25 protein-coding genes are annotated in these 26,907 nt (G+C 33.1%); 16 read left to right on the forward strand and 9 right to left on the reverse strand.

Features of this window, described 5'->3' with window-relative positions; translation table 11 throughout:
- Positions 1-143: DMT family protein (locus tag K1X44_02760; protein MBX7146212.1), on the forward strand; the 143-nt coding region annotated here is incomplete at its 5' end.
- A gap of 23 nt (positions 144-166) precedes the next feature.
- Here K1X44_02760 and K1X44_02765 read toward each other — a convergent pair.
- From K1X44_02765 to cysE, 3 genes are all read right to left on the reverse strand, one after another.
- The gene (locus K1X44_02765) at positions 167-1,330 is read right to left on the reverse strand and encodes an aminotransferase class V-fold PLP-dependent enzyme (GenBank protein ID MBX7146213.1); all 1,164 of its coding nucleotides are present in this window, start codon (positions 1,328-1,330) and stop codon (positions 167-169) included.
- A 35-nt stretch (positions 1,331-1,365) separates the two neighbouring features.
- A complete protein-coding gene (locus K1X44_02770) occupies positions 1,366-2,460 on the reverse strand; it encodes a cysteine desulfurase (protein ID MBX7146214.1) in 1,095 nt (364 codons plus the stop codon).
- 81 nt (positions 2,461-2,541) lie between these two features.
- On the reverse strand, positions 2,542-3,213 hold the full coding sequence (gene cysE / locus K1X44_02775; GenBank protein ID MBX7146215.1) for a serine O-acetyltransferase: 672 nt from the start codon (positions 3,211-3,213) through the stop codon (positions 2,542-2,544).
- A gap of 206 nt (positions 3,214-3,419) precedes the next feature.
- On the opposite strand from cysE, the gene K1X44_02780 reads away from it, so the two are divergent.
- The 10 genes from K1X44_02780 (at position 3,420) to K1X44_02825 (ending at position 13,884) form a co-directional block, all read left to right on the forward strand.
- Entirely contained in the window at positions 3,420-4,103 is a 684-nt protein-coding gene (locus K1X44_02780; GenBank protein ID MBX7146216.1) for an alpha/beta hydrolase, read from the forward strand.
- A 166-nt stretch (positions 4,104-4,269) separates the two neighbouring features.
- Positions 4,270-6,300 (forward strand): transketolase, encoded by a 2,031-nt coding sequence (gene tkt / locus K1X44_02785; protein ID MBX7146217.1) that lies wholly within the window; start codon positions 4,270-4,272, stop codon positions 6,298-6,300.
- Between the two features lie 34 nt (positions 6,301-6,334).
- Complete coding sequence (gap, locus tag K1X44_02790; GenBank protein MBX7146218.1) at positions 6,335-7,342, forward strand: type I glyceraldehyde-3-phosphate dehydrogenase; 1,008 nt, start codon at positions 6,335-6,337, stop codon at positions 7,340-7,342.
- 1 nt (position 7,343) lies between these two features.
- A complete protein-coding gene (locus K1X44_02795) occupies positions 7,344-7,790 on the forward strand; it encodes a hypothetical protein (GenBank protein MBX7146219.1) in 447 nt (148 codons plus the stop codon).
- Between the two features lie 18 nt (positions 7,791-7,808).
- Positions 7,809-8,723, forward strand: a complete 915-nt coding sequence (locus K1X44_02800) for a class I fructose-bisphosphate aldolase (protein MBX7146220.1) — start codon at positions 7,809-7,811, stop codon at positions 8,721-8,723.
- Positions 8,724-8,785: 62 nt separating this feature from the next.
- Entirely contained in the window at positions 8,786-9,352 is a 567-nt protein-coding gene (gene efp / locus K1X44_02805; protein ID MBX7146221.1) for an elongation factor P, read from the forward strand.
- Between the two features lie 45 nt (positions 9,353-9,397).
- Positions 9,398-10,201: an inositol monophosphatase gene (locus K1X44_02810; GenBank protein MBX7146222.1), complete on the forward strand. Its 804-nt coding sequence runs from the start codon at positions 9,398-9,400 to the stop codon at positions 10,199-10,201.
- 153 nt (positions 10,202-10,354) lie between these two features.
- Complete coding sequence (locus K1X44_02815) at positions 10,355-11,716, forward strand: OmpA family protein (protein MBX7146223.1); 1,362 nt, start codon at positions 10,355-10,357, stop codon at positions 11,714-11,716.
- A gap of 31 nt (positions 11,717-11,747) precedes the next feature.
- Entirely contained in the window at positions 11,748-12,656 is a 909-nt protein-coding gene (locus K1X44_02820; protein ID MBX7146224.1) for a flagellar motor protein MotA, read from the forward strand.
- Positions 12,657-12,687: 31 nt separating this feature from the next.
- The gene (locus K1X44_02825; GenBank protein ID MBX7146225.1) at positions 12,688-13,884 is read left to right on the forward strand and encodes a peptidoglycan -binding protein; all 1,197 of its coding nucleotides are present in this window, start codon (positions 12,688-12,690) and stop codon (positions 13,882-13,884) included.
- 2 nt (positions 13,885-13,886) lie between these two features.
- Here the strand turns inward: K1X44_02825 and K1X44_02830 are convergent, their stop codons facing one another.
- Positions 13,887-15,668 carry an ATP-binding cassette domain-containing protein gene (locus K1X44_02830; GenBank protein MBX7146226.1) on the reverse strand — a complete coding sequence of 594 codons (1,782 nt, stop codon included), beginning with the start codon at positions 15,666-15,668 and terminating at the stop codon, positions 13,887-13,889.
- Positions 15,669-15,800: 132 nt separating this feature from the next.
- Here K1X44_02830 and rpmE point away from each other — a divergent pair, with 132 nt between their 5' ends.
- The 5 genes from rpmE to K1X44_02855 all read left to right on the forward strand — a co-directional run bounded on the left by rpmE (position 15,801) and on the right by K1X44_02855 (position 20,109).
- On the forward strand, positions 15,801-16,028 hold the full coding sequence (rpmE, locus tag K1X44_02835) for a 50S ribosomal protein L31 (protein MBX7146227.1): 228 nt from the start codon (positions 15,801-15,803) through the stop codon (positions 16,026-16,028).
- Between the two features lie 305 nt (positions 16,029-16,333).
- Positions 16,334-16,831, forward strand: a complete 498-nt coding sequence (locus K1X44_02840; GenBank protein MBX7146228.1) for a GNAT family N-acetyltransferase — start codon at positions 16,334-16,336, stop codon at positions 16,829-16,831.
- Between the two features lie 43 nt (positions 16,832-16,874).
- On the forward strand, positions 16,875-17,855 hold the full coding sequence (locus tag K1X44_02845; GenBank protein ID MBX7146229.1) for an NAD(P)H-quinone oxidoreductase: 981 nt from the start codon (positions 16,875-16,877) through the stop codon (positions 17,853-17,855).
- Positions 17,856-17,988: 133 nt separating this feature from the next.
- Positions 17,989-18,582 (forward strand): DUF1013 domain-containing protein, encoded by a 594-nt coding sequence (locus K1X44_02850; protein MBX7146230.1) that lies wholly within the window; start codon positions 17,989-17,991, stop codon positions 18,580-18,582.
- A gap of 30 nt (positions 18,583-18,612) precedes the next feature.
- Entirely contained in the window at positions 18,613-20,109 is a 1,497-nt protein-coding gene (locus K1X44_02855) for an aldehyde dehydrogenase family protein (protein ID MBX7146231.1), read from the forward strand.
- Here the strand turns inward: K1X44_02855 and glmM are convergent.
- The 5 genes from glmM to ybgF form a co-directional block, all read right to left on the reverse strand.
- A complete protein-coding gene (glmM, locus tag K1X44_02860) occupies positions 20,106-21,458 on the reverse strand; it encodes a phosphoglucosamine mutase (GenBank protein MBX7146232.1) in 1,353 nt (450 codons plus the stop codon). The genes K1X44_02855 and glmM overlap by 4 nt on opposite strands.
- 31 nt (positions 21,459-21,489) lie before the next feature.
- Positions 21,490-22,320: a dihydropteroate synthase gene (gene folP, locus K1X44_02865; GenBank protein ID MBX7146233.1), complete on the reverse strand. Its 831-nt coding sequence runs from the start codon at positions 22,318-22,320 to the stop codon at positions 21,490-21,492.
- A 67-nt stretch (positions 22,321-22,387) separates the two neighbouring features.
- Positions 22,388-24,316, reverse strand: coding sequence for an ATP-dependent zinc metalloprotease FtsH (ftsH, locus tag K1X44_02870; GenBank protein ID MBX7146234.1), 1,929 nt, complete (start codon positions 24,314-24,316; stop codon positions 22,388-22,390).
- Positions 24,317-24,361: 45 nt separating this feature from the next.
- Positions 24,362-25,705 carry a tRNA lysidine(34) synthetase TilS gene (gene tilS, locus K1X44_02875; GenBank protein ID MBX7146235.1) on the reverse strand — a complete coding sequence of 448 codons (1,344 nt, stop codon included), beginning with the start codon at positions 25,703-25,705 and terminating at the stop codon, positions 24,362-24,364.
- Positions 25,706-25,717: 12 nt separating this feature from the next.
- Positions 25,718-26,797, reverse strand: coding sequence for a tol-pal system protein YbgF (gene ybgF / locus K1X44_02880; GenBank protein MBX7146236.1), 1,080 nt, complete (start codon positions 26,795-26,797; stop codon positions 25,718-25,720).
- Between the last annotated feature and the right edge of the window lie 110 nt (positions 26,798-26,907).

Here is a 26,907-nt window from a genome sequence, read left to right on the forward strand (position 1 = left end):
CAGCTAATAAAATTGGTTATAGCGGTAATGGAGGTCCTTTTAGTTTAATGCAATTAAAGGTAATCCAAGAGGTGATTACTTTGGTTGTGTTTGTTTTGTTTTCTATGATATTTTTTAAAAGCTCTACATTAAATTGTATATGATGCCATTTTTATACACATTATTATCAATTTTTTAATTCAGAAAATAATGAAATTATTTTTTCTGAAGCTTTATCAATTTCTTCCAATGTTGTAAATTGACCAATACTTAACCTAAAAGATGCACGCGCTAATTGATTGGGGCAACCAATAGCTTTTAACACATGTGAAGGTTCAACATCCGCAGATGCGCAAGCAGATCCTGTTGAAAAAATTAATTCTTTAGATAGCTTTTCAAGAAATAAAGCCCCATTTCTATTTTTAATAGAAAAATTCAGATTTCCAGGAATTCTTTTTTGTAAAGATCCATTTAATTGAATATCAGAAATGTTATCCATTAGTTTTTTTAAAAGACGTTGTGTTAAATTATTAAGATGTAATTTATTAGCCTCTAATTCTGTTTTTGCTAAAAAGCATGCTTTCCCTAATCCTATACAAAGTGATGTTGCTAATGTACCTGAACGCATTCCCCTTTCTTGCCCACCACCATGAAATAATGGTTGAAGACGTATTCTGGGTTTACGCCTAACATACAAAGCACCGATACCTTTAGATGCATATATCTTGTGACCAGAAATACTTAAAAGATCAATATACATATCATTGACATCCATCGTCATTTTCCCCACAGCTTGAACAGCATCTGTATGAAATATAATCCCATGCTTTTGGCATAATTCCCCAATTTCTTTAATTGGTTGTATAGAGCCAATTTCATTATTAGCTGACATTATAGATACTAAACCTGTTTTTTCTGTTATTGAATTTGATAAAAGATTTAAGTCAAGCAACCCATCAGGTAAAACAGGTAAAATCGTTATATCAATTCCCGTACTTTTTAAAAAAGCAAAAGCTTCAAGAACACATTTATGTTCTGTTGCACAGGTAATAATATGGGTTTTATTCTTTCCACTAGATTTTAGAAAATTTACCGCTCCTACAATTGCTAAATTATTCGACTCTGTTGCTCCAGATGTAAAAATAATTTCCTTTGAATCAGCAGCAATTAAATTGGCAACCTGATTTCTTGCTTCTTCTATAGCATCAAAAGCTTTATTTTTAAAAAAATTATAAGACGCATGAGGATTGACATAATTTTCTGTAAACCACGGCAACATAACTTCTAAAACTCTCGGATCTACTGGCGTTGAGGCTTGATAATCAAAATACATAAAATGATCTAAAGACATAATTTACCAGTTTAAATTTATAATAAAAAATTATATTAAAAACGCTTTATAAGATTAGACCAAACAGAAATAAAATATTCAATATCTTTTTCTTGGCTATTCCAGCCCATACTTACCCGAATTGCCGAGTTTGCAAGGTTTTCTGGCACATTCATAGCATTCAATACATGCGATGTTTTTACTTTACCTGAGGAGCAAGCTGACCCGGCACTCACAGCAATACCTGCTAAATCTAAATGAATAATTTGCGTCATGCTTGAAATACCTGGTATTGAAAAACAGGATGTATTGGATAATCTTAAAGCTTGCCTACCATGAATCACAATTTTTGATGATAAATTATCAAGTTTTTTTTCAAATAAATTTCTTAAAATCTGTAGACGATTTTGGTCTTTTAAATTTTCTATCGAATCTAAAAGGGCAGCCTCTAACCCCGCAATAGCAACAAGATTTTCAGTTCCAGCTCGATATCCACTTTCCTGTCCTCCTCCAAGCATTAATGAATTTAAATGGAGATGGGGTGCCATAACCAAAACACCACTACCTTTTGGACCACCTACTTTATGTCCAGAAAAACTTAATAAATCAGCATTTAAATTTGTATAGTTTATATCTAAACGTCCAACAGCCTGGGTTATATCACAATGAACCAAAATACCATAATTATGTGCCAATTTTATAACATCTGGTACGGGTTGGATAACACCTGTTTCATTATTAGCCAACATTACCGAAACTAATGAACCAGCAGGAAGTGTTTTTATCTTCTGTTCAAAGAAATCTAAATCAATTTGACCAAAAATATTAACCGGTATTAAAAGAGCCTGCGGTACCGCCATACGCACAGAATCGTGTTCAATTGCTGAGATGAAATATCCTGAATATTTTTTTCCTAATAAAGCTAAATTATTTGCCTCTGTACCACTTGACGTGAAAATAATTTTACAAGCTTCTGCTCGTAAAATTTTTTTTATTGTGTCTCTTGATTTTTCAATTACTTTTCTAGCTTGACGACCTGGAGCATGGATTGAAGAAGGATTTCCAATTATATCCATAGCTTCACGCATAGCTTCAATTACCCTTGGTCGTAAAGGCGCCGTGGCATTATAATCAAAATATACATTTTCCATGGATTTATAATACATAAATTACTAATCTATAAAATTTAACATAAATATTAAACTTTAAATAGAATTATAAATTATTTCGCCCTATCTTTTTATTTGGTTTAATTGCTCTTTTAATAAAGCAATTTCTTCTGATAAATTTTCGATTAATTTAAGAGTAGGGTCTTGAATTTCATCTGAACAAATCCCATAAGCCATAAAATTATTTTTGGTATCCCCAACCTCAATATTTTTTGCGGGTATACCTGTAACAGTAACTTTTTCAGGAACATCATGCAATACGACAGCGTTTGCTCCTATTCTTGCATGCATACCCACATAAACGGGGCCTAAAATTTGTGCCCCAGCACCAATAATGACACCATCAGCAATAGTAGGATGTCGTTTTTGCTGGATTTGGGATTTGCTATTAATTGCTGGAGCAATACCGCCTAAAGTTACACCGTGATAAAGGGTAACATCATCCCCTATTTGTGTTGTCTCACCAATCACTACACCCATACCATGATCAATAAATAATCTACGACCAATATAAGCAGCTGGGTGAATTTCTATGCCGGTAAACCAACGACCTAAATAAGAAATATAGCGGCCTAGTAAATGGAATTTTTTTAACCATAAAAAATGTGCCAAACGATAAAAAAGTATAACATGAAAGCCTGGGTATGTTAAAAAAACTTCCAAACGTGACCTTGCTGCAGGATCTCGACTAATCATAGCATCAATGTCTTCAATAAGAGATTTGAAAAATTCCATGAAATTTATATATGATTGGATATGACAATAAGATACTTTTACAAAAATTTATCCCAAATAACAAACTTTTTCTTTATTAAATTAAAAAATCATCATAAAAATAGTAGCTATCCATAGTTGTTTATGTTTATTATATCAAAATTCATTATCTCAATTTCTCTATCTTAATAGGGATAGTTTTTTGAAAAAAGAGGTCACTATAAAAAATGCCTGATGTTATTTTAACAGGCCCAGAAGGTCGTCTTGAAGGTCGTTACCACCCTAGCAAAGATTCTAATGCCCGCGTTGCTTTAATGTTGCATCCTCACCCACTTTATGGGGGTACTATGAATAATAAAATTGTCTACAGCCTTTATAAATCATTTGCTAAACAAGGTTTTAATGTATTGCGTTTTAATTTTCGTGGTGTTGGAAAATCTCAAGGTCGCTTTGATCGTGGTGAAGGTGAATTAAGCGATGCAGCTTCTGCTTTAGATTGGTTACAAACTACTCATCCTAATGCTTCTGGATTTTGGGTAGCTGGTTTTTCTTTTGGTGCGTGGATTGCTATGCAATTGATGATGCGAAGACCAGAAGTCAATGGATTTATTGCTGTTGCTCCACCTGCTAATATGTATGATTTCTCTTTTTTGGCTCCTTGTCCTGCATCTGGAATGATTATTCAAGGAGATGCAGATAAAGTTGTTCCTATCGAATATGTTAATAAATTAATAAAAAAATTATCTCAACAAAAAGGAATTACTATTGATTATAAAACTATTCCTGGTGCAGATCATTTTTTCAAAGATCACTTAAATGATTTAGGCGTTTTATTCGATAATTATTTAGCATCAGTTGAGCATACCAGACAAATACAGCAACCCAAAAAAAGACGTATGGTTGCAAAGTAATTTAGCTGTTTTTTTATAATGATTATCATAACTTTGAATTCATTCTATAGCCAAAATTAACAAGACTGATCCATTTTTCATAATTAAACTGTTGATCATTTTTATTAATAGAAATATAAGTTATTTAAGTTTATTCATAATTACAATTTATTAGAGCCTTAATTTTATGACTCTTTCTTCATCCGCTACATCACAAGAAAATTTTGACAGCATAATTCCAGCATCAAATTATGAATTAGCGAATGCTATCAGGATACTTGCAGCTGATGCTGTTGAAAAAGCACAAAGCGGTCATCCAGGTATGCCAATGGGTATAGCCGATGTTGCTACCGTGCTTTTTAGCAAATTTATAAAATTTTATCCATCAGATCCTTTATGGCCTAATCGTGATCGTTTTATTTTATCTGCAGGTCATGGTTCAATGCTTTTATATTCCCTTCTGTTCTTAACAGGTTATAAAGATATGACCTTAGAAGAGCTTAAAAAATTTAGACAATTGGGAAGCTTAACCCCAGGTCATCCTGAATATGGACATACCCCCGGGATAGAGACAACTACAGGACCTTTAGGGCAAGGTCTTGGTAATGCAGTAGGTATGGCAATTGCGGAACAATCTTTTGCAGCACAATTTGGTAATGATTTAGTAAATCATTTTACTTATGTTATTGTCGGCGATGGATGTTTAATGGAAGGTATAAGTCAAGAAGTTATATCTTTAGCAGGCCATTTAAAACTTAACAAATTGATTGTTTTATTTGATGATAATCATATTTCAATTGATGGACCAACCTCTCTTGCAACTTCTGAAAATCATATAAAAAGATTTGAAGCATGTGGTTGGGATACATGGCAAATTGACGGACATAACCATAATGCTATTGCTTCTGCTTTAGAACAAGCACAAAAAAGTCACAAACCATCCTTTATTGCATGTCGTACAATAATTGGGTATGGCGCACCTAATAAAGCAGGTACATCTGCAACCCATGGGGCACCCTTGGGTAAAGATGAAGTTGCAGGTGTACGTACATCTCTTCAATGGTCGCATGAACCTTTTATCATACCAGATCATATCTTAAAATCTTGGCGCAATATTGGAAATAAAAATAAAGCTGATTACGATATATGGCAAAAAACTTTTGACCAACATCCACAGAAGCAAGAATTTAAACGACGTTTATCTGGGCAATTGCCTCTTAAACTTAATACGACATTTGAAGAATTAAAAAAATACCATAGTGAAAACCCAAAAGCTATTGCGACCAGAGTATCGTCACAAAAGGTTTTAGAAACTATCCAACCTGTGATACCAGAACTTTTTGGTGGATCGGCTGATTTGACTGGGTCAAATAATACAAAAATAGATGCTATGTCTGTATTTTCTTCTACAAATTCTTCTGGTTCTTATATTTATTATGGGGTTAGAGAACATGGCATGGCTGCCATTATGAATGGGCTTGCCTTACATAAAAGTCATATCCCTTATGGGGGTAGTTTTCTTGTCTTTACAGATTATTGTCGTCCTTCTATTCGTCTAGCTGCTCTTATGCACTTGCGCGTTATTTATGTAATGACCCATGATTCAATTGGGCTTGGCGAAGATGGCCCCACCCACCAACCGATAGAGCATCTTGCCAGTTTACGTGCTATACCTAATTTGCTTGTTTTACGGCCTGCAGATACTGTTGAAACTATTGAATGTTGGGATATAGCTTTGCACAGTTATAATCAACCTTCTATTTTAGTTCTTTCACGACAATCTTTACCTTCATTACGACAAAAATATACAGATAAAAATTTATCGTCTCAAGGTGGATATATTATATCTGAGGCTATTGGTCCAAGAAAAACAAGTATTATTGCAACTGGATCAGAATTACATATTGCACTCGAAGCACAAAAAAAACTTCATGATCAAAATATTGGGACAGCTGTTATTTCACTACCTTGCTGGGAATTATTTAGTCAACAAGCTTTAGAATATCAGAAACATGTTTTAGGTCAGGATCAAAAAAATCATATTTGTATCGCTATTGAAGCTGCATCATCTTTTGGTTGGGAAAAATTTGTAAAAAACCATGACTATATTATTAGCATCGATAGATTTGGAGCGTCAGGACCAGCACCAGATTTATACCAATATTTTAATATTACGTCAGAAAAAATTGTAAACAAAATTACCAGTTTAATAAGCTAAACTAATATTTAAATGATTTCTTGAGGAGAGTAAAATGGCAGTTCGCGTGGCAATTAATGGATTTGGTCGAATTGGACGTTTAATTTTAAGATCTATTATAGAAAACAAACGTAAAGATATTGAAGTTATTGCCATTAACAATCTGGCTCCTGTTGAAACAAATGCCCATCTTTTTAAATATGACTCTGTTCATGGTACTTTTACAGGTAATGTTAAAACAAAAAGTAATGCCATAAATGTTGGCCATAATTGGATCACCGTAACAAGTGAGAAGGATCCTGAAAAATTACCTTGGGGTAAATTGGGAATCGATGTTGTTCTTGAATGTACAGGAATTTTTACAAATAGGGATAAAGCAAAAGTACATATTAAATCTGGTGCCAAAAAAGTTTTAATATCTGCACCGTCATCTGATGCTGATATTACTGTTGTTTATGGAATAAATCACCAAAAATTGAAAAAAAATCATGTTATAGTTTCTAATGCTTCTTGTACAACCAATTGTCTTGTTCCTGTTGCTTATGTACTTCATAAAAATTTTGGAATAAAGCATGGTTATATGACAACAATCCATAGTTATACGGGAGACCAACCCGTTTTAGATACCATGCATCGTGATCTTTATCGGGCACGTGCTGCTGCACTTTCGTCTATCCCTACCACTACAGGAGCTGCCAAGGCAGTTGGACTTGTTTTACCAGAACTGGCCGGAAAATTAGATGGTGCATCTATTCGTGTACCAACACCTAATGTTTCTTTAATTGATTTTAAATTTTCGTCTATGAAGAAAACATCAATTGACGCAATTAATAATTCTATTATTAAAGCTTCAAAAGACCAACTTAAAGGAATATTAGCTTTGAATGATTTACCTTTAGTATCAAGCGATTTTAATCACAATCCTGCAAGTTCTATATTTGATTTATCTCAAACCCAAGTTATAGATGGTTCTTTCGTCAGAATTTTATCATGGTATGACAATGAATGGGGATTTTCTAATAGAATGTGTGACACAGCAGTTGCTATGAACAAAGTAGGATAAATTGATCTCTGATTACCCAGCAATTATTATTCATAGTTTAAAAGATGCACAAAATGCTTTATCCATTGCACATGATTTAAAAATTAAAGTCAATATCTGGAGCGAAAAAGGAGCTGCAATTTATACAGGTGTAGGTTGGTTTTATGAAATTATTTCTTTATGTCAGCAACAATTTGCATCCACTTTAAATAAAGCTGTCCTAGATTGTGATGATAGGCAAGATATAGTTCAAATGGCTTTTCATTATGGTATCAATGATGCTTATTTTCATGGTAATGATATTATAATTAGAAAACTACAAAGCATTTGTTCATATTATAAAGCTACACTTCACCTAACCCGCCCTGACCATATTTTCAATATGCATCATCTTGATGAACCGGAAGAAAAATGTAAAATATGGTTATCTACTTATTCAATATACAATTCTAATTACAGTTATTCCTAATGAATAGAAAGAAAAATTATGCATATCACCCCTAAAGTTAGTAAAATTCTTTCCTGGTATGATAGTGACAATCCTGGCACTAAAACTAATCTTGCTAGAATATTAATGGAAGGTAAATTAGGTGGTAGTGGTCGATTAGTTATCTTGCCTGTTGACCAAGGGTTTGAACATGGACCTGCTCGTAGTTTTGCAATGAATCCTGATGCTTATGATCCTTGTTATCATTTTAATCTTGCCATTGAAGCTGGATTATCTGCATTTGCAGCACCTTTGGGTATGCTTGAAATGGGCTCTTCACGATATGCAGGGGCTATTCCTACTATTTTAAAATTAAATAGTTCAAATAGTTTATCTTCTGTCAAGGATCAAGCTATCACCTCTTCTATCCAAGATGCTTTAAGATTAGGTTGTGCAGCTGTTGGTTTCACCATATATCCTGGTTCAGAATATGCATTTGAAATGATGGAAGAAATTAGTGAACTCGCAGCTGAAGCTAAAAGTGTAGGTTTGGCAGTAGTTATCTGGTCTTATCCTAGGGGATCTGATCTATCAAAACCAGGAGAAACAGCTCTTGATGTATGTGCTTATGCTGCACATATGGCTGCCTTGTTAGGAGCACATATTATTAAAGTTAAATTACCTACAGATCATTTAGAACAAGTTGAAGCAAAGAAAATTTACGAACAGGAAAAAATTACAAGACAATCTTTAAGTGCAAGGGTAACCCATATCGTTCAGGCATGTTTTGCTGGTCAAAGGTTAGTGGTCTTTTCTGGTGGCGCTTCCAAAGATACGGATAGTTTATTAGAAGAAGCCAAAGCCATACATCAAGGAGGGGGGAATGGCTCTATTATAGGACGTAATAGTTTTCAGCGTAATAAAAAAGATGCTCTTCAATTATTAGATTCGATAATAAAAATATATCTTGGGTAATTACATTTTTTTACTTTATAACTTATAAAAATAATGTATTAGCTATTTAAATAGGAAATAAAATGAAAATTAACGGCAATTCTATTAGACCAGGCAATATTATTGAACATGAAGGTAAATTATGGCGTGCCATGCGTATTCAACATACACAACCAGGTAAAGGTGGTGCTTATCTTCAAGTTGAATTAAAAGATCTCCGTGATGGAACAAAACTAAATGAACGTTTTCGTTCTAGTGAAAGTGTTGAACGTGTACATTTAGATGAAAAACAATATCAATATCTTTTTTCAGAAGGAAATTTATATACTTTCATGGATGTTGAAACCTTTGAACAAATTTCTTTAGATGAAGATCTAATTGGGGAACCTTCCGTTTTTTTACAAGATGGAATGATTGTTTCCGTTATGAGTTATGAAGGAAGTCCCGTTAGTGTTTCATTGCCAGATACCGTAATTATGGAAATTGTCGAAGCAGATCCCGTCATAAAAGGTCAAACCGCCTCTTCATCTTATAAACCTGCAAAATTGGAAAATGGTGTACGTGTTATGGTTCCACCTCACGTTGGGAGTGGAATGAAAATTGTTATTAACACGGCTGATTCTAGCTATGTTGAACGTGCAAAGGAATAATAATCTTATATGTCTTTTGTAAACAGTTCTTTTTCAAAACAACCTTTGACCGTTTACTCTCCAATCATAAATGTTATTGTTAAAGCGGTCATGAAAGCATCCAAAGGATTAAAAAGAGATTTTGGTGAAATTGAAAAATTACAAGTTTCAAAGAAAGGATTAGCTGATTTTGTTTCTGTTGCAGATTTAAGAGCCGATAAAGTTTTGCGCGAGGAATTGAAAAAAATGCGTCCTACCTTTGGTTTTTTAACTGAAGAATTAGGAGAGGAAAAAGGTCAAGATCCTAATGCAAGATGGATTATTGATCCTTTAGACGGCACAACAAATTTTTTACATGGCCTTCCTCATTTTGCAATATCTGTTGCTCTTGAGCAAAATAAAGAAATTGTTGCCGCTGTAATATATGACCCCATAAAGGATGAACTATTTAGGGCTGAAAAAGGACAAGGTGCTTTTTTAAATGATAAACGATTACGTGTTTCATCACGTCGTAATCTTGATGAGTCTCTTTTTGCAACAGGCATTCCGTTTAAAGGACGCAATAATAATATAGACATTTTTCTTCAAGAAATTAAAAATATTATAGATGTTAGTGCAGGTATTAGAAGATTTGGTGCAGCCTCTCTGGATTTAGCTTATGTTGCAGCAGGAAAATTCGAAGGTTTTTGGGAGTCTAATTTATCAAGTTGGGATATGGCTGCTGGTATTTTAATGGTTAAAGAAGCAGGCGGACAGGTCAGCGATTTTGATGGAACTTCTCTTATGTTAGAAACAGGTAATATTATTGCGGCTAACCGCGAAATTTTTAGTCAAATGTTAAAATTAATTAATAAATCCAAAGTATCTTGATTTTTTTTTTAAAAAACCTATCTTAAATTAAGCTTATAATAAAGAATCACTTTATAATAGTAATATATCTTTGCATCTATTTATAGATTATAACGCTTTTAATAAATTAAATTTTAAACCAATAGTATTTAAGCTTACAAGGTTAATAATTGTATGAAAAACATAAAAAACATGCATAAAGATCCATTTTGCTTATGTTTTAGTTTTATTATTACATGTTTGCTATTCTCTTCCTCTCTTTTAGCACAACAATATGGTTATGCTGGATCACGAGTAAGTGTTGATTATGGCGTTTTGGATTCTTTGGGAACACAGCCAACTGTACCAAATGTTTTACATCAAGATTTAATTAGAACTCCTTATACATCTGCATACCGTAATTATAATTATAACACTGTTGCAATGGCTGCATCGAACCCTACATTAGCTTATAACGCAGCACCAATTAATACACCTATATCTGCTATTAATGGACAACGTTATATTCTTGTCCCAGTTGCACCGGATGGAAGTTTAATGCTTAATAATACAATTTCATCGCCTCCACCACCACAATATAGCTATGTTGCACCTCAAAATAACTATGCATCGCCACCTATTATATTAAAAAGACCACAAACTTCTAATTATTCAGCTCCCAAGAAAGTAACAAGACCTGCGATTGTTAGTGTACCACAAACAGCATCTAAACAAGAAATTCCAAATAAAATAGCGCGTGTTCCTGTTAATACCACAAAAATAGAAACACCTAGTACTACTATTACAAAAACAGAGCCAAGTAAACAAAATGCGGCTATTTCAACAACTTCAACAGTTGCAGCGCCATCCCAAATTCCTATTCAAACACCTATTACTAATTCTACCACTGTTGTGCCACCTATTGAAACTACATCAGCAAGTCAACCCCAATCTAATTCATTAGCAAAAGAACAATTAGCTTCTACCATACAGTATCCTTCAACCAATCAATCTTCTACAATTAGAGCAACGACATCAAAAAATGCAGATTATCAAACAACTAATTTAGATCTTGAACAGCCTAAAGAACCAGAAGCTATTTCTCCAACTAATCCAACTTCTCTCCAATCTGTTGCAAATATTACACGTCCTAAAACAGATGCACAACAACCTGCTGCAACAGAAGCCCCAGCTGAAGAAGTAAAAGTCATTTCTTCTTTAACAACAACTAAATCTGTTGAAGGACAATATAGCATCCCCTTTACAGAAGGAAGCAGCCAATTATCTGGAAATGGACCAATTGATCTTGATAAAACTATTGAAGAAATGAATAATAATCCTGAAATGCGTGTTCAACTTTTATCTTTTGCAAGTAGTAAGGGTGAAGATAATAATTCTAGCAAAGCTCGACGTCTTGCTTTACAAAGAGCTTTAGAAACAAGAAAATATATGAGCGAAAAAGGAATTATAGCATCACGTATTGAAGTTAGATCTTTGGGTGCAGCAGATGGGGATAAAACCGTTGATAAAGTTGAAGTCATTCCTTTAAAATCATAAAATCTTATTATTTATAAGGATTTTTAAAAAAGTGTCTTACCCAACACGTTATTTGATATGGATGATTTTATGCGTACTGTGTGGTATTTTGCTTTGTATAATTCTTTCTTCTCAACTTCAGCATATTTTCAAATATAACCCAGTATTAAATGGGTTTATCATAACTGTTTTTATTGCAGGTGTTTTTTATATATTTTACCAAGTAATTTCTTTAAAAAGAGACATTGCATGGGTTCTTGCATTTAAACGCGGCGACCATAATCTTTCTACTAGGTTGTCACCAAGTCTTTTGGCACCTTTAGCTGCAATGATTGGTGAAAAAAAAGGTCGCCTACAATTAACACCTATTGGATTAAGATCTCTTCTAGATGGAATTGCAAGCCGCCTTGAAGAATCTCATGATATTGGCCGATATTTAATATCTCTTATGGTTTTTTTAGGATTACTTGGAACATTTTGGGGGTTGCTTTCCACTATTGGCGCAGTTAGTGAAACTATAAATAATTTACAAATTGATGGCGATGATACTGCTACTATTTTTGCTCAGTTAAAAAATGGATTAGCAGCACCTTTGGGGGGGATGGGTACAGCTTTTAGTTCTTCTATGTTAGGCCTATCGGGTTCTCTTATATTAGGTTTTTTAGAATTGCAATCAAACCAAGCTCATAACCGTTTTATGCATGAGTTAGAAGAATGGTTTGCTAGCCAAACAGAATTACTGACAGTTGGACCAAAATTTCATATCCATGATCCCTCAACAATACCGGATGCATTTCCTTCAAATATTCCACAATTTACAGAAAATTACCTTCATACGATTCATAATCTGAAAGCACATGAAGATTTATTAACAAAATTATCTGAAGAGCAAATTATAATAAAAGAATCTTTGCAAAAATTACTTAATGAAACCCAAAAATCTTCTAAAGAAGCTAATTAAAATATTATAAATATCTATTTGTAATAAAATCATGGCCTTTAATCAACGAACAAAAAAGAAATCTTATTATGATCCTTGGCCTGGTTTCGTAGATGTACTTAGTACATTATTAATGGTTGTAATTTTTGTTCTTATGGTATTTGCTGTTGCCCAATTCACCCTTAATCAGCTTTTAAACGATAAAGATAAGACCATAAATACTCTCGGTAAAAAGCTTAGTGAATTAGAAAAAATTTTATCTATAGAACAAAAAACAAGTACAGATCTAAAAAAACAAATTCAAAATTTAACTTTACAACTTGATGATATAACCTCTAATAGAAACTTCTTAAACCAACAGTTAACAGAACTAAAGAACGAAAAAGAAAATTTATCATCCAAATTAATTTTAAGTAATAAAAATTTAGATGATTATCAAAATCAATTAAAATCTATTAATAAAGAATTTATTGATACCTTTAAAATTATTGATGTTAATCAATCCAAAATTGAAATGCTTGTTGGTGATATTGTTACCTTAAAATCTATGCGCGATGAATTAGCCAAAAATGTTTTGAATAATGAAAATAATTTGAACAATGATTCTTCATTACCTAATGAAGCAAGTATCCAATTTGCTATTCTTAACCAACAAATATTACTTCTTAGAAAACAATTGCAATTTATACAATCTGTTCTTGATACAACGGAACAAAAATTAAAAGACAAAGATCTAAAAATCGAAGATTTAGGTACCAAACTTAATATAGCCCTAGCAAATAAAATCAATGAATTAGCTCGCTATCGTTCTGATTTTTTTGGTAAATTACGCGATGTAATTGGAGAACGCATGGATATACATATTGTTGGTGACCGTTTTGTTTTTCAATCTGAAGTCTTATTCGAAAGTGGATCGGCTGATTTACAATCTGGTGGTCAAGAGCAACTTCAAAAATTAGCTAAAACTTTATTAAATATATCTCAATCTATACCTTCCGATATTGATTGGATATTAAGAGTAGACGGCCATACTGATAAAAGGCCTATTGAAACTGCTCAATTTCATTCAAATTGGGAATTATCTACAGCACGCGCTATTTCTGTTGTTCAATATCTTATCACCCAAGGTATTCCTGAAAATCGCTTGGCCGCCGCTGGGTTTGCAGAGTTTAGACCCTTGGAAAAAGGTGATGACGAAATTTCACTACAGCATAACAGACGCATCGAATTAAAATTAGATCAACGATAAGTTTATATATTTTTATAATTTTGATCAAATTGCAATGTTGCTAAACGATTATATAAAGAATTATTATCTAATAGATAATTATGTGTCCCTATCCCAACAATTTTTCCTTTATCCATAACAACAATACGATCTGCTTTCATAACGGTTGAAAGCCTATGGGCAATAATTAATGTGGTACGTCCAATCATCAATCTTTCTAAGGCCTGCTGAATTAAACTTTCATTTTCGGAATCAAGCGCACTTGTTGCTTCATCTAAAAGTAGAAGATTTGGCTGACGTAGCATAGCACGCGCAATAGCCAATCTTTGACGCTGTCCTCCTGAAAGTCTTATACCTCTTTCTCCCAAAGGTGTTAAAAATCTCTGGGGTAATTTTTCTATAAACTCTGTTACACAAGCTGCATCTGCTGCCTTTTTTATATCTTGTTCAGTAGCATTGGGGCACCCATAACGTATATTGTCTAAAGCACTAGAGGAGAAAATAACTGGATCTTGGGATACTAATCCTATTTGTGCTCTAAGATCAGAAAAAGTGAGATGACGTAAATCTATTCCATTAAAGGTAATTTCCCCTTGTTGAGGATCATAAAAACGCAGAGCAAGTTGAAATATTGTTGTTTTTCCTGCACCTGACGGCCCAACCAAAGCTATTTTTTCACCAGATTTTATGGAAAGATTATAATCTTTAATTACAAAATGGTTTAAATTACTTTGATAGGCAAACGATACATTATTAAATGCAAGTGATGCCTCTATTGGTTTTTGGATCATTAAAGGTGTATTTGATATAGGTAATTCTATCTTTAGATTAAGTAAATCTAAAATTCTTTCCATTGCACCCGCTGCTCTTTGCAAATCACCAAATACTTCACTTAATGCGCCTAATGCCCCTGCAACAATAACTGCATAAAAAACAAAAGCTGATAATTGACCAGCTGTAATTTTACCTGATATGACATCATGCCCACCTATCCAAAGAATAATACATATAGAAGAAAATGTTAAAATAATAACCATCGCTGTAAGCAAAGCTCGGTTATGAATTTTAATCTTTGCTGTCTCAAAAGTTTTTTTAAGAATATTTGAATAATTTTGTTGTTCAAATTTTTCATAAACAAATGCTTGAACAACCCGTATGGATGAAATTGTCTCATTCACAAAACCACTCATCTCTGCAAGGCAATCTTGATTTGCCTTAGAAAATTTTCTGACACGACGACCAAAAATTACAATAGGCACAATAACTAAAGGTACAATTAATAAAACTAAACTTGTTAATTTAAAACTTGTAAAGGCTAACATTGTTACCCCACCTATGAATAACAATACATTTCTTAATGCAATAGATATCGATGAACCAACTACAGTTTGCAATAAACTTGTATCTGTAACAATCGTCGATAAAATTTCTCCTGTCTTGTTTTTATCAAAAAAACTAATATCTAAATTTATGACATGGTTAAAAACTGATTGTCGAATATCACTGACTATTTTTTCGCCAATCCACGATACAAGATAAAAACGCGCAAAAGTCGTTATACCTAATAAAATAGAAATAAAAAGAAAAACCCAAACCGCTTGATTTAAAAAATCCTTATTTCCTGTTACAAATCCATGATCAATTAAAGTCTTAAGACCTTGACCAAAAGCAAGTACCGTTATAGCCGCAAGAATTAAAGCAATGTTTGCAGCAATAACTTGTTTCCAATAAGGTTTAAGAAAATGCCCTAAATAGCTTAATTGGGTAATTTTAAATGATTTTCTATTGTTTTCTCGAATATTCATAATGACTAGAAAGTTACATTTTTTATTAGCTTTATATAAGACAAAAAATCATTACGAATCAACAATGCTTTAATACTTGTCATAAAAAGAATTATTAGCTATAAAAGCTTGTATAGTATTGGAGTTATAAAAATGAAAAAAGATATTCACCCAGATTATCATGAAATCAATGTTTTGCTAACAGATGGAAGCAGCTTTAAAACACGTTCCACTTGGGGTAAAGCTGGTGATTCTTTAAGATTAGATGTAGACCCTAAATCCCACCCTGCTTGGACAGGCGTTCATAGACTTATTGATAGTGGTGGACAATTAGCAAAATTCAATAAAAGATTTCAAGGTTTAAATTCTAAAAAGAAATAAATTTTTCTTTTTAATACATAATATAAACGCTCATTGCCTCTTTTTTGCTTGATGGATTATTAGTGTTGAATAAAGCAGAACACTTGGCACAAGCGCAATTAGATGTTTATAATAATCGTAATCTTAAAGCATTTAACTTAACGTATTGTTTGTGGAAATTATGCCATTGATGAAGAAAAAGTTTCTAGGGTTGTTGATGGTGAAATTATTCATGCTGTAGCTATTTATGAAGTACAGCAGGGGGCTTATACAAAAAGTTTGGTTTTATCAAATCAAATTCAAAAATCTAAAAACATTATAAATTAATGGATCAAAAATATAAATTACGCCAAGGCATATTTTCTGATTTTAATCAACTTTATCTAATCTATATGGATAAAGCTATTAATCGTTTTTTAAATTTTGAAATTTTAGATAAAGAAAAATTCCAACCTATATTTTTAGAATTAATGGCAAGTGGCCAGTTATATGTTTATGAATATGAACAGCAAATTATTGCAACTTGTATTGTAATAAGACAACCAAGACGTGCTCACCATGTTGCTTCCTTAAGTACCTTAGCAACCCACCCTAATTTCCAAGGAAAAGGAATTGGTACACAATTTTTGCAAGAACTAATTAACACTCTTAAAAATGATGGCATTAAAAGAATTGATTTATGTGCCGAAGCAGATAATTCAATCGCCCTTAGTTTTTATAAAAAAATAGGTTTTAAACTAGAAGGTGTTTTAAAAAAATATTTTATAAGAGAAAATGAATCTCAATATATTGATGAACACATAATGGCATTAATTTTAGATTGATATATTCAGATTTATATAGATGAAATCATTTACAAAGAATTATATGGACGTTATAGAAATCAGCAAACCAGGGGAAGCTGAAAATTTAAAAATATCTCAACGTCCAATCCCCCTACCCGGGGAAGATGAAATACTTATTAAAGTAGAAGCTGCAGGTGTTAACCGACCCGATATTCTACAACGTAAAGGATTATATCCACCACCACCAAATGCATCAAATATACTTGGACTTGAGGTTTCAGGTGTTATCATAGACATCGGAAAAAAAGTAGAGCATTTTAAAATTAATGACCGTGTTCTCTCTTTAACAAATGGCGGAGGCTATGCAACTTATTGTGTTGTCCCTGCCCTTCAATGTTTACCAATACCTATAGGCGTATCTATGATAGAAGCAGCAGGTATACCAGAAACTTTTTTTACAGTATGGTATAATCTTTTTGAATTGGGTAACATTTCTTCCCATCACAAAATCTTAATCCATGGTGGTAGTAGTGGAATTGGTACCACAGCCATTCAATTTGCCAAGCATTTTGCAGATAAAATTTTTACAACTGTTGGCAATGAAGAAAAACGTCAAGCTTGTCTGTCGCTAGGTGCAAATTATGCCATTAATTATAATGAACAAGATTTTAGCGACATTATTCTTCAAAATACTAATCAATATGGTGTTGATATTATTCTAGATATGGTTGGTGGAAATTATTTACAAAAAAACCTTAATATCTTAGCCTACCAAGGAAAACTCATACAAATTGCGTTTCTTAAAGGTTCAAAAACAGAAATTGATTTAAAACCAATTATGACTAAAGAATTGATTATTACAGGTTCTACTTTACGTCCACAATCAAATGAGCAAAAAGGGTTTATCGCAAAATCTTTGTATAAAAAAATATGGCCTTTAATTAATGAGAATAAAATAAAGCCTATCATTTTTAAGACTTTTCCTTTTAGAAATGTTGTTGATGCTCATAAATTAATGGAATCAAATCAACATATAGGAAAAATAATTTTAACAATGACTTGAAAATATTTGTTAAATTATCTTTATGAATAAAGATATCTTAAATATATGTTTTATAATTTAATAAAATATGGTTGTATAAAAAATAAAATTCAGAAATGAGGTTAAGATTATGGCTAACAAACAAAAAATAAAAATGAACCAGGTATTAATGCCAAAAGCAACAGCTGTATGGCTAATACAGAATACTGCGTTAACCTTTGAACAAATAGCTGAATTTTGTAAAATGCATGTTTTAGAAGTGCAAGGTATTGCCGATGGTGAAGTTGCTGTTGGAATTGTTGGATTTGACCCTATACTTAATGGTCAACTTACCCAAGAAGAAATTGATAGATGTGTTCAAGATTCAAAAGCCCATCTTAGACTTGCTAGAACCGACAACCCCTTACCTGTTTTAAGGACAGGTGGCCCACGCTATACACCTATTGCAAAACGTCAAGATAAACCAGATGCTATTGCATGGCTCCTACGACATCATCCTGAATTAACTGCAGCGCAAATTATTAAACTAATTGGAACAACAAAAACAACGATTGCTTCTATACGTGATAGAAGTCATTGGAATTTTACTAATCTTCGGCCGCGCGATCCTGTTTTACTTGGATTATGTAGTCAGATTGATCTTAATGAAGCCATAGAAAAAGCGGGACATAATAATGTAGAGGAGATAAATATACAAAGTAATGAAGATTTTTTAGATAGTCCAACAGAACAAAATTTAGATAAATAAAAGATACTAATTTTTTATAAAGTTTTTTTTATGAATATAGCAAAAATTCTTAAATCATTAGACATTAATCCTTCATCTCTTAATAAAGGGCATTGGATACTTAAATCACCTATTGATGGTCAAAGCTTAGGTAAAGTTTCATTTGATTCAGTTTCTAAGATACATACAAAAATTACATCATCCGTAAAAGCTTTTGGTATATGGAAAAATATACCCGCACCACGGCGGGGTGAATTAATTAGGCTATTAGGTGAAGAGCTTCGTTTAGTAAAAAATGATTTAGGGTATTTAATCTCGGTTGAATCAGGAAAAATTCTTGAAGAAGGTAAAGGCGAAGTTCAAGAAATGATTGATATATGTGATTTTGCCCAAGGTATTTCAAGACAACTTTATGGTCTTACAATTAGTTCAGAAAGACCAGGACACCGTATGATGGAAACATGGCATCCACTTGGTGTTATTGGTGTTATTAGTGCTTTTAATTTCCCTGCTGCCGTATGGAGTTGGAATTTTGCTCTTGCTATAGTCTGTGGTAATAGTATTATTTGGAAACCTTCTGAAAAAACACTTTTAACGGCCTTAGCTTGTCAAAATATTTTTTACCGAGCTCTAAAAAAATTTGGCGATGCACCTAAAGATTTATCACAAATTATCATTGGAGATAGTACATCTGGTTCTATTTTAGTGAATGATTCACGTGTGGCTTTAATAAGCGCCACAGGTAGCACAAATATGGGACGTGCAGTAGCACCCAAAGTTGCAGAAAGATTTGGACGTTCTTTATTAGAATTAGGTGGTAATAACGCTATGATTGTAACACCTGCAGCTGATTTAAATATGGCCCTTAGGGCTATCACATTTAGTGCGGTTGGAACCGCTGGACAACGTTGCACCAGTTTACGGAGATTAATTGTTCATCACGCAATAGCACCTAAACTAATTGCGCAATTAAAAAAGATATATTCTAGTTTAAAAATTGGTAACCCTTTAGAGAATACAACTCATGTAGGGCCTTTAATCGATGCAGCATCTTTTACCAATATGCAAAATGCTTTGATACAGGCAAAAAAAGATGGGGGTAAAATTACAGGTGGCCAACAAATAAAAGTAAAAAATTTTAATGGATTTTATGTACGTCCTGCTTTAGTTGAAATGCCCAAACAAACTGATATTGTGCGTCACGAAACATTTTCACCTATTTTATATTGTATGACTTATAAAACTTTAGATGAAGCGATTGCATTACAAAATGATGTGCCCCAAGGATTGTCATCTTGTATTTTTACCAACGATATAAAAGAAGCTGAATATTTTCTATCTGCTCAGGGAAGTGATTGTGGTATAGCCAATGTCAATATTGGCCCGAGTGGTGCAGAAATTGGTGGGGCATTTGGTGGTGAAAAAGAAACAGGGGGTGGCCGGGAATCCGGTTCCGATTGTTGGAAAAATTATATGCGACGTGCAACCAATACCATCAATTATTCACATCAATTACCTTTAGCACAAGGTATAAAATTTAATATTTAAGAAACCTGTTTAATTACCTCAGCAATATCATTAACTGCTTGGGACACTTTATATGGATCTTCTCCTTCAACCATAATCCGTATAACTGGTTCTGTGCCTGATGGCCTTATAACAATACGGCTATTTTTACCCAAAGATGCTTCGGCTGACTCAATAGCTTTTTTAACTTGTTGATGTTGTAATGGCAACTGCCCTTTATAATTAATGCTCCGCAATTCTTGGGGTAAAGGTTCAAATTTTTTTCCAGCCATACTTGCAGGCTTATCTGATTGTTTCAAAATAGATAAAATTTGAAGTGCTGCAACTAAACCATCCCCTGTTGATGCATAATCGAGAAAAATAATATGACCTGATTGTTCTCCACCTATATTAAAGCCATTTTTACGCATATAATCGGTAACATAACGATCCCCAACTGCTGTTCGATAGGTTTTTAAATTAATATTTTTTAAAAATAATTCTAACCCAATATTTGACATGACTGTTACAACAATACCTTGCCCAATTAATCTGTTCGTATTTTTCCAAGATTCGGCAACCATCGCTAATAATTGATCTCCATCCAAAATACGACCTTTTTCGTCACATAATATTAATCTATCTGCATCACCATCAAGTGCAATACCTAAATCAGCGCCAGATTCTATTACTTTTTCTTGCAGTAATTTTGGATGTAAAACACCACAATTTTTATTTATATTCAACCCATCTGGTGATACAGATAAAGGTATAACTTCTGCGCCCAATTCCCATAAAACCATCGGGGCTACCTTATAGGCAGCACCATGGGCACAATCAACAACAATTTTTAAACCATCTAACCTCATTCCTTTAGGAAAACTGGATTTGACAAATTCAATATATCTACCACGTGCATCATCTAGGCGCTTTGCACGTCCAAGACTTGTAGGTGCTGCTAAATGATTTAATAGTTGAGGTTCATCAAAAAAATGATGTTCAATTGAAAGTTCCATTTCATCAGATAATTTAAAACCATCTGGGCCAAAAAGTTTAATACCATTATCTTCAAAAGCATTATGAGATGCCGAAATCATTACACCCAAATCAGCCCTTAATGATCTTGTAAGCATAGAAATTGCTGGGGTTGGCAGTGGTCCTAATAATATCACATCCATACCCATAGAAATAAACCCAGCAGTTAATGCTGGTTCTAACATATACCCAGAAAGTCTTGTGTCTTTTCCTATAATAACTAAATGACGATGATCGCCACGAATAAATTTTATTGCTGCCGCTTGAGCAAGACGTAACGCAATATCCGCTGTGATAGGTTGTGTGTTTGCTTTCCCTCGAATACCATCTGTACCAAATAATTTTCTAGCCATAATAATATCCTAAAAATAATTAAATCTTAATAAATCATAACGCATTTGATAAAGAATTCCATAACGAAAAAGCTTGGATTGTTTCCTGGACATCATGGACACGAAATATATGAGCACCCCTAATCCAAGCCTTTAAATTTGCAATCAAAGAGCCAGCCAATCTTTGATCAGGTGGCACATTATTTGATAAAAAACCAATAAATTTTTTTCTTGAAACACCTATAACTATGGGAACCTTTAATTTGGTAAATATATCTAAATGTGCGATTAAAGATAAATCATGATTTGTTGTTTTACCAAATCCTATTCCGGGATCAATTGCAATTTTTTCTAATTCGATATTATGTTCCCGACAAAAATTTATCCTTTCTTCTAAATAAAAAAAAACATCATTGCAAACATTTTCATAAAAAGGATTCTGCTGCATGGTAAGAGGATTACCTCGCATGTGCATTAAAATGACAGATGCTTGATATTTTTGTATAATTAAAAAACTTTTTGGATCAAATGATAATGCGCTTATATCATTAATTATTTGTGCACCACATTCAAGTGCAACTTCCATCACCTGACTATGTGTTGTATCGACAGATATTCTTATACCACAATTAGCTAATTCTTTGACAACAGGAATAATACGCCTTATTTGTTCTTCCGGTGGTACAGATAAAGATCCTGGTCTGGTTGATTCACCCCCAATATCAATTATTCTTGCCCCTGCATGCCATAATTTTTGTCCATGCTCTACAGCTTTTTTATGATCAAAATAAATTCCCCCATCAGAAAAACTATCAGGTGTTACATTAACAATCCCCATAATAATAGGTTTTTCTAGAGATACTCCTGCAAAACTACTGATTGCCATAAGCGAATGTTATCATTAATTTAAAATAAAGGATCTGTTTTTGAAAACTTGAATCCTTAATCTTCACCTATCCACCAGGTTGAGGTTCCGGGGATGGATTAGATTTAGACCCCTTGTTATAAGGAACTGCCCCGCTATCAGGAATTGAACGACGTGGCTTTTCGGTTGCTGTAGATAACGGATCATACTTTCTTATAGTCTCACCTCGAATTAAAGACATACATTCATCAGCAGATAAAGTTTCATATTCAAGCAATGCTTTAGCTATTAAATGAAGTTCTTTAGTATGTTCAGATAAAATTTTCCGAGCTTGCTGCTCACCTTCCTCAATAATCCTACGGACTTCTTCATCAATAAGATGCGCTGTTACATCAGAAACATTTTTACGTTGTGTTACTGAATGGCCTAAAAAAACCTCTTCTTGGTTATCACTATAACGAAGTGGACCTAATTTTTCGCTCATCCCCCATTCGGTTACCATACTACGTGCTAAATCTGTTGCTACTTTTATATCGTTTGATGCACCACTATTAAGATGATCTTTACCATAAATGATTTGCTCCGCAACACGCCCACCAAAAGCCATAGCAATTTTTGCTTTTAACCATTCCAAGGAATAATTAAGGCGGTCCCTTTCAGGAAGTGACATTGTAACCCCCAAAGCGCGGCCACGAGGAATAATTGTAACTTTATGCAGTGGATCGCCTTTAGGCATATAAATATTAACGATAGCATGTCCAGCTTCATGATAGGCTGTCAATTCTTTTTCCTCTTCACTCATAGCCATAGAACGGCGTTCAGCACCCATCATGACCTTATCTTTGGCCATTTCAAATTCTTGCATCGTTACAACACGTCGTCCAATTCTAGCTGCAAGCAATGCAGCTTCATTAACCAAATTAGCTAAATCTGCACCAGAAAATCCAGGGGTTCCACGTGCAATAGTCCGTACATCCACATCAGGTGCCACAGGTACTTTTCGGATATGTACCTTTAAAATTTGTTCACGTCCTGTAATATCTGGATTAGGTACAACAACTTGTCTATCAAAACGACCGGGTCTTAATAAAGCAGGATCTAAAACATCTGGTCTGTTCGTTGCTGCTATAAGAATAACACCTTCATTAGCTTCAAAACCATCCATTTCAACTAAAAGCTGATTTAGAGTTTGTTCACGTTCATCATTACCTCCACCAAGACCTGCACCACGGTGTCTACCAACAGCGTCAATTTCGTCAATAAATATAATACAAGGTGCATTTTTTTTACCTTGTTCAAACATATCGCGTACCCTACTTGCTCCTACCCCAACAAACATTTCAACAAAATCAGATCCAGAAATTGTAAAAAATGGTACATTTGCCTCCCCTGCTATAGCCCGTGCTAAAAGCGTTTTCCCTGTTCCTGGAGGACCAACCAACAAACAACCTTTAGGTATTTTACCACCTAATCTTTGAAATTTTTGGGGGTCCTTTAAATACTCGACTATTTCTTGAAGCTCTATTTTAGCCTCTTCAATTCCAGCAACATCTTCAAAAGTAATTCGTCCAGATTTTTCAGTTAACAATCTAGCTTTAGAGCGGCCAAAACCCATTGCTTTACCACCACCTGATTGCATTTGCCTAAATATAAAAATGCTCAGAACAAACAATAAAATTCCTGGTAACCAAGCAAGCAGCATATTAACTAATGGGTTACCACTATCCTCCGGTTCAGCATTAACACTAATACCTGCTTGAGCTAATCTTTGGGCTAATGTTGGATCTTGTTGGGGAATATAAGTAGAAAAGAATTTACCATCAGAAAATCGTCCCTCTAGTTGCTGACCGCGAATAGTAACTTCCGTAATCGTACCTTGTTGTAATTGATTTAAAAGTTCAGAATAAGTAACTTTAGCGTAATGCGTATGCAAAGAACTACTATCAAATAAATTAAAAAGCAGCACCAATAATAAAATAACAAAAACCCAAATTGCTACATTTCTACCAAGATTCACCTTTATTCTCCAAATTATAAAGTACCGATGATAATTTCTTATATATTAAATAGTATTTCTATCAAAAGAAACAACCGCAAAATGTGATTTTGTTAACGAATGTAGGGGTGAAAAAGAAAAAAAAACTCTTTCTTGCCATTTTTCTGATAGAACATAACCTAAATGTGGAATAGATATAATGTTATTTTGAGAATCACAAATAACAGGTAAAGTCCAAAAAACTGGTTTAGGTATAGGTAAATAGGATACTTTTTCTTTAATTTTATCCCATAATTTTAAATTTAAAGATTTTATATAATATTTTTCTTTTTCATATTCTATATTTTTGATCTCAATCAAAAATCTTTTATCCCATAAATTTTTTCCAGGTTTAAGCAAAATATCATCATTAATTAATCCTTTTTCACGACAGATAAGTATTTTACCTTTCCACGGCATAATAATACATCCTGCTAAAGTTCTTTTTTTATTTAGTCCTTTTTTTATTTCACAGGCAAGATTCATGATTGATCTTAATCGAGGTGTATAATCATTATTACCTACAGTTAAAAGACAATAAGAAAGACATCTTAAAAAAAAATCAAAAGGTAAAGTTTCAAAAAAATTATAACAAAAAACAATATATCCTTCAGGATAAAATGCCACACTCTTTGCTAAAACTTGCGTTAATATTTGATCTATAGCTGATCTTGTATAACCTAAATTAGAAATCGTTTTTTGTACATAATTAAAAGGTAAAATAGACTTAAGAGTAGGTAACAATTTTCTAATTTGAATTCTTTTATAATTCTCATTTGTATTGCTTGGATCTTCAATCCAAGTTTGACATCCAAAATTTTTAAGAGTTGCTAATATTATCGATTTATTAATTGTAAGAAGTGGCCGTAAAATCCTTACACTATTTATACAATGGACCGCACTCATACCTGATAATCCATATACGCCACTTCCACGTCCTAAATTAAGCAAGGAGCTTTCAATTTGATCTTCTGCATTATGGGCAATTAAAAGATGTAATATATTATTTTGTTTGCAATAATCTGTTAAAAGTTTATAGCGAATATTTCTTGCATAATTTTGTTGGTTTCCTTTTATAAAAGGAATAGGTGGTATTAAAATTTTATGTGAAATTTTTAACTTTTCTAGCCACATACCTACATTTTCAGCTTCAGCCAATGATTGAGAGCGTAATTGATGATCCACCGTAAGAGCAAATAATCTACCTTTATAAAATTTTATCCATTCATAAGCTAGTAAAGTTAAACAAAGACTATCAGCCCCGCCAGATACACCAATAGCTATATCAACCTCTTTCTCATAAGGTCCTAATGATCGCATTAGATCATCAAAACCATCAAAAGTTAAAAGAGAAAATTTATCTTGTTTCAAAAATAATCAATTTTATAAAGGACAAGAAATGCGTTTGCGTTCATTATCAGCCCGAGTTAACAAAGTTTTAGACGCATTAGGGTAACGGCGTGGTAACTCAGATAAAGTTTTACAAGCATCTTCAGAAGCACCAAGCTCTGATAAAGACATACCTAATTTTAACAAACTATCTGGTGCTTTTGTACTATTAGGATATTTTTGATAATTCTCTGCAAAAATCTGAGCCGCACTTTCAAAATCACTACGCACATAATATGTTTCACCTAACCAATATTGAGCATTAGCTGTATATTCATTATCAGGATATTGAGAAATAAAAGATTTTAATGCTATTTCTGCTTCTGTAAATTTACTTTGGCGCATCAAAGAAAATGCATAATCATATTGTTCTTTAGGAGTTTTGCCCGGAATTTTAACATCTTGTCCAGCCATAGCAGCTGCCTGTGCTGCATCTGCTTTAGGTGCAGTAGCTAAAACATTATTTAATTTTTTTTGGGGTATTGTACCCAAAATACCTTTAGATCCAGCATTATTAGTTGTATTTAAAGGTGAAGTCACTTTAGATGAAGACCCATTTACATCTGCAGGTTGAATACTATTAATATCTGTACCATCATCAACATCAGTAGAAATATTATCTTGCACTTTTGGGGCTATATTTTGTCCATTAACAATTTGGGATGATGGCGATGTAATATCTGAGCTTTTTTTCCCTTCTAATTCTTTAAACCGAAAATCAACATCAGCAACAAATTTATCCATTTTATCTTTAAGTTGTTTTACAGAAAAATTAATTTCTTCAACTTGGCCATTTAATTGATTAATTTGCCGACCAAGTTCTTGAATTTTAACTTCCTGACTAGCTGCAACAGATCCAGTTACACCTGAATTTGATAACGTTGTAGAATTAGTGGGTAATTTTTTACCTGTATATAATTGACTTTGAAGATCAGACACTTCTCTTTGAAGTCGGTCAATTTTGCTAATCAAAGATTCAATATCTTGGTCTTGTGCCCAAGCATTTGAAGCAAGTAAAAAAACAAAAGAACCTATAAAATATTTTTTTATTTTTGAAAAAACCATTTGTGTCATCTATATCAACAAAATATCTATAAAATTAAATTTATCTAATTACCATATAATAATCTAATAAAATAGTTAAGTCTAAAAACATTTCATATCATAATACGCAAAACATAAAA

Source organism: Alphaproteobacteria bacterium (assembly GCA_019695395.1).
GTDB lineage: Bacteria > Pseudomonadota > Alphaproteobacteria > JAEUKQ01 > JAIBAD01 > JAIBAD01.

Coding starts and splice junctions, on each gene's coding strand:
- tkt (MBX7146217.1), top strand. CDS start 4,270: ATGACTCTTTCTTCATCCGCTACATCACAAGAAAATTTTGACAGCATA.
- K1X44_02770 (MBX7146214.1), bottom strand. CDS start 2,460: ATGGAAAATGTATATTTTGATTATAATGCCACGGCGCCTTTACGACCA.
- efp (MBX7146221.1), top strand. CDS start 8,786: ATGAAAATTAACGGCAATTCTATTAGACCAGGCAATATTATTGAACAT.
- cysE (MBX7146215.1), bottom strand. CDS start 3,213: ATGGAATTTTTCAAATCTCTTATTGAAGACATTGATGCTATGATTAGT.
- K1X44_02800 (MBX7146220.1), top strand. CDS start 7,809: ATGCATATCACCCCTAAAGTTAGTAAAATTCTTTCCTGGTATGATAGT.
- gap (MBX7146218.1), top strand. CDS start 6,335: ATGGCAGTTCGCGTGGCAATTAATGGATTTGGTCGAATTGGACGTTTA.
- rpmE (MBX7146227.1), top strand. CDS start 15,801: ATGAAAAAAGATATTCACCCAGATTATCATGAAATCAATGTTTTGCTA.
- K1X44_02815 (MBX7146223.1), top strand. CDS start 10,355: ATGAAAAACATAAAAAACATGCATAAAGATCCATTTTGCTTATGTTTT.
- K1X44_02845 (MBX7146229.1), top strand. CDS start 16,875: ATGGACGTTATAGAAATCAGCAAACCAGGGGAAGCTGAAAATTTAAAA.
- K1X44_02840 (MBX7146228.1), top strand. CDS start 16,334: ATGGATCAAAAATATAAATTACGCCAAGGCATATTTTCTGATTTTAAT.
- ybgF (MBX7146236.1), bottom strand. CDS start 26,797: ATGACACAAATGGTTTTTTCAAAAATAAAAAAATATTTTATAGGTTCT.
- K1X44_02825 (MBX7146225.1), top strand. CDS start 12,688: ATGGCCTTTAATCAACGAACAAAAAAGAAATCTTATTATGATCCTTGG.
- K1X44_02830 (MBX7146226.1), bottom strand. CDS start 15,668: ATGAATATTCGAGAAAACAATAGAAAATCATTTAAAATTACCCAATTA.
- K1X44_02780 (MBX7146216.1), top strand. CDS start 3,420: ATGCCTGATGTTATTTTAACAGGCCCAGAAGGTCGTCTTGAAGGTCGT.
- K1X44_02855 (MBX7146231.1), top strand. CDS start 18,613: ATGAATATAGCAAAAATTCTTAAATCATTAGACATTAATCCTTCATCT.
- K1X44_02850 (MBX7146230.1), top strand. CDS start 17,989: ATGAACCAGGTATTAATGCCAAAAGCAACAGCTGTATGGCTAATACAG.
- K1X44_02765 (MBX7146213.1), bottom strand. CDS start 1,330: ATGTCTTTAGATCATTTTATGTATTTTGATTATCAAGCCTCAACGCCA.
- folP (MBX7146233.1), bottom strand. CDS start 22,320: ATGGCAATCAGTAGTTTTGCAGGAGTATCTCTAGAAAAACCTATTATT.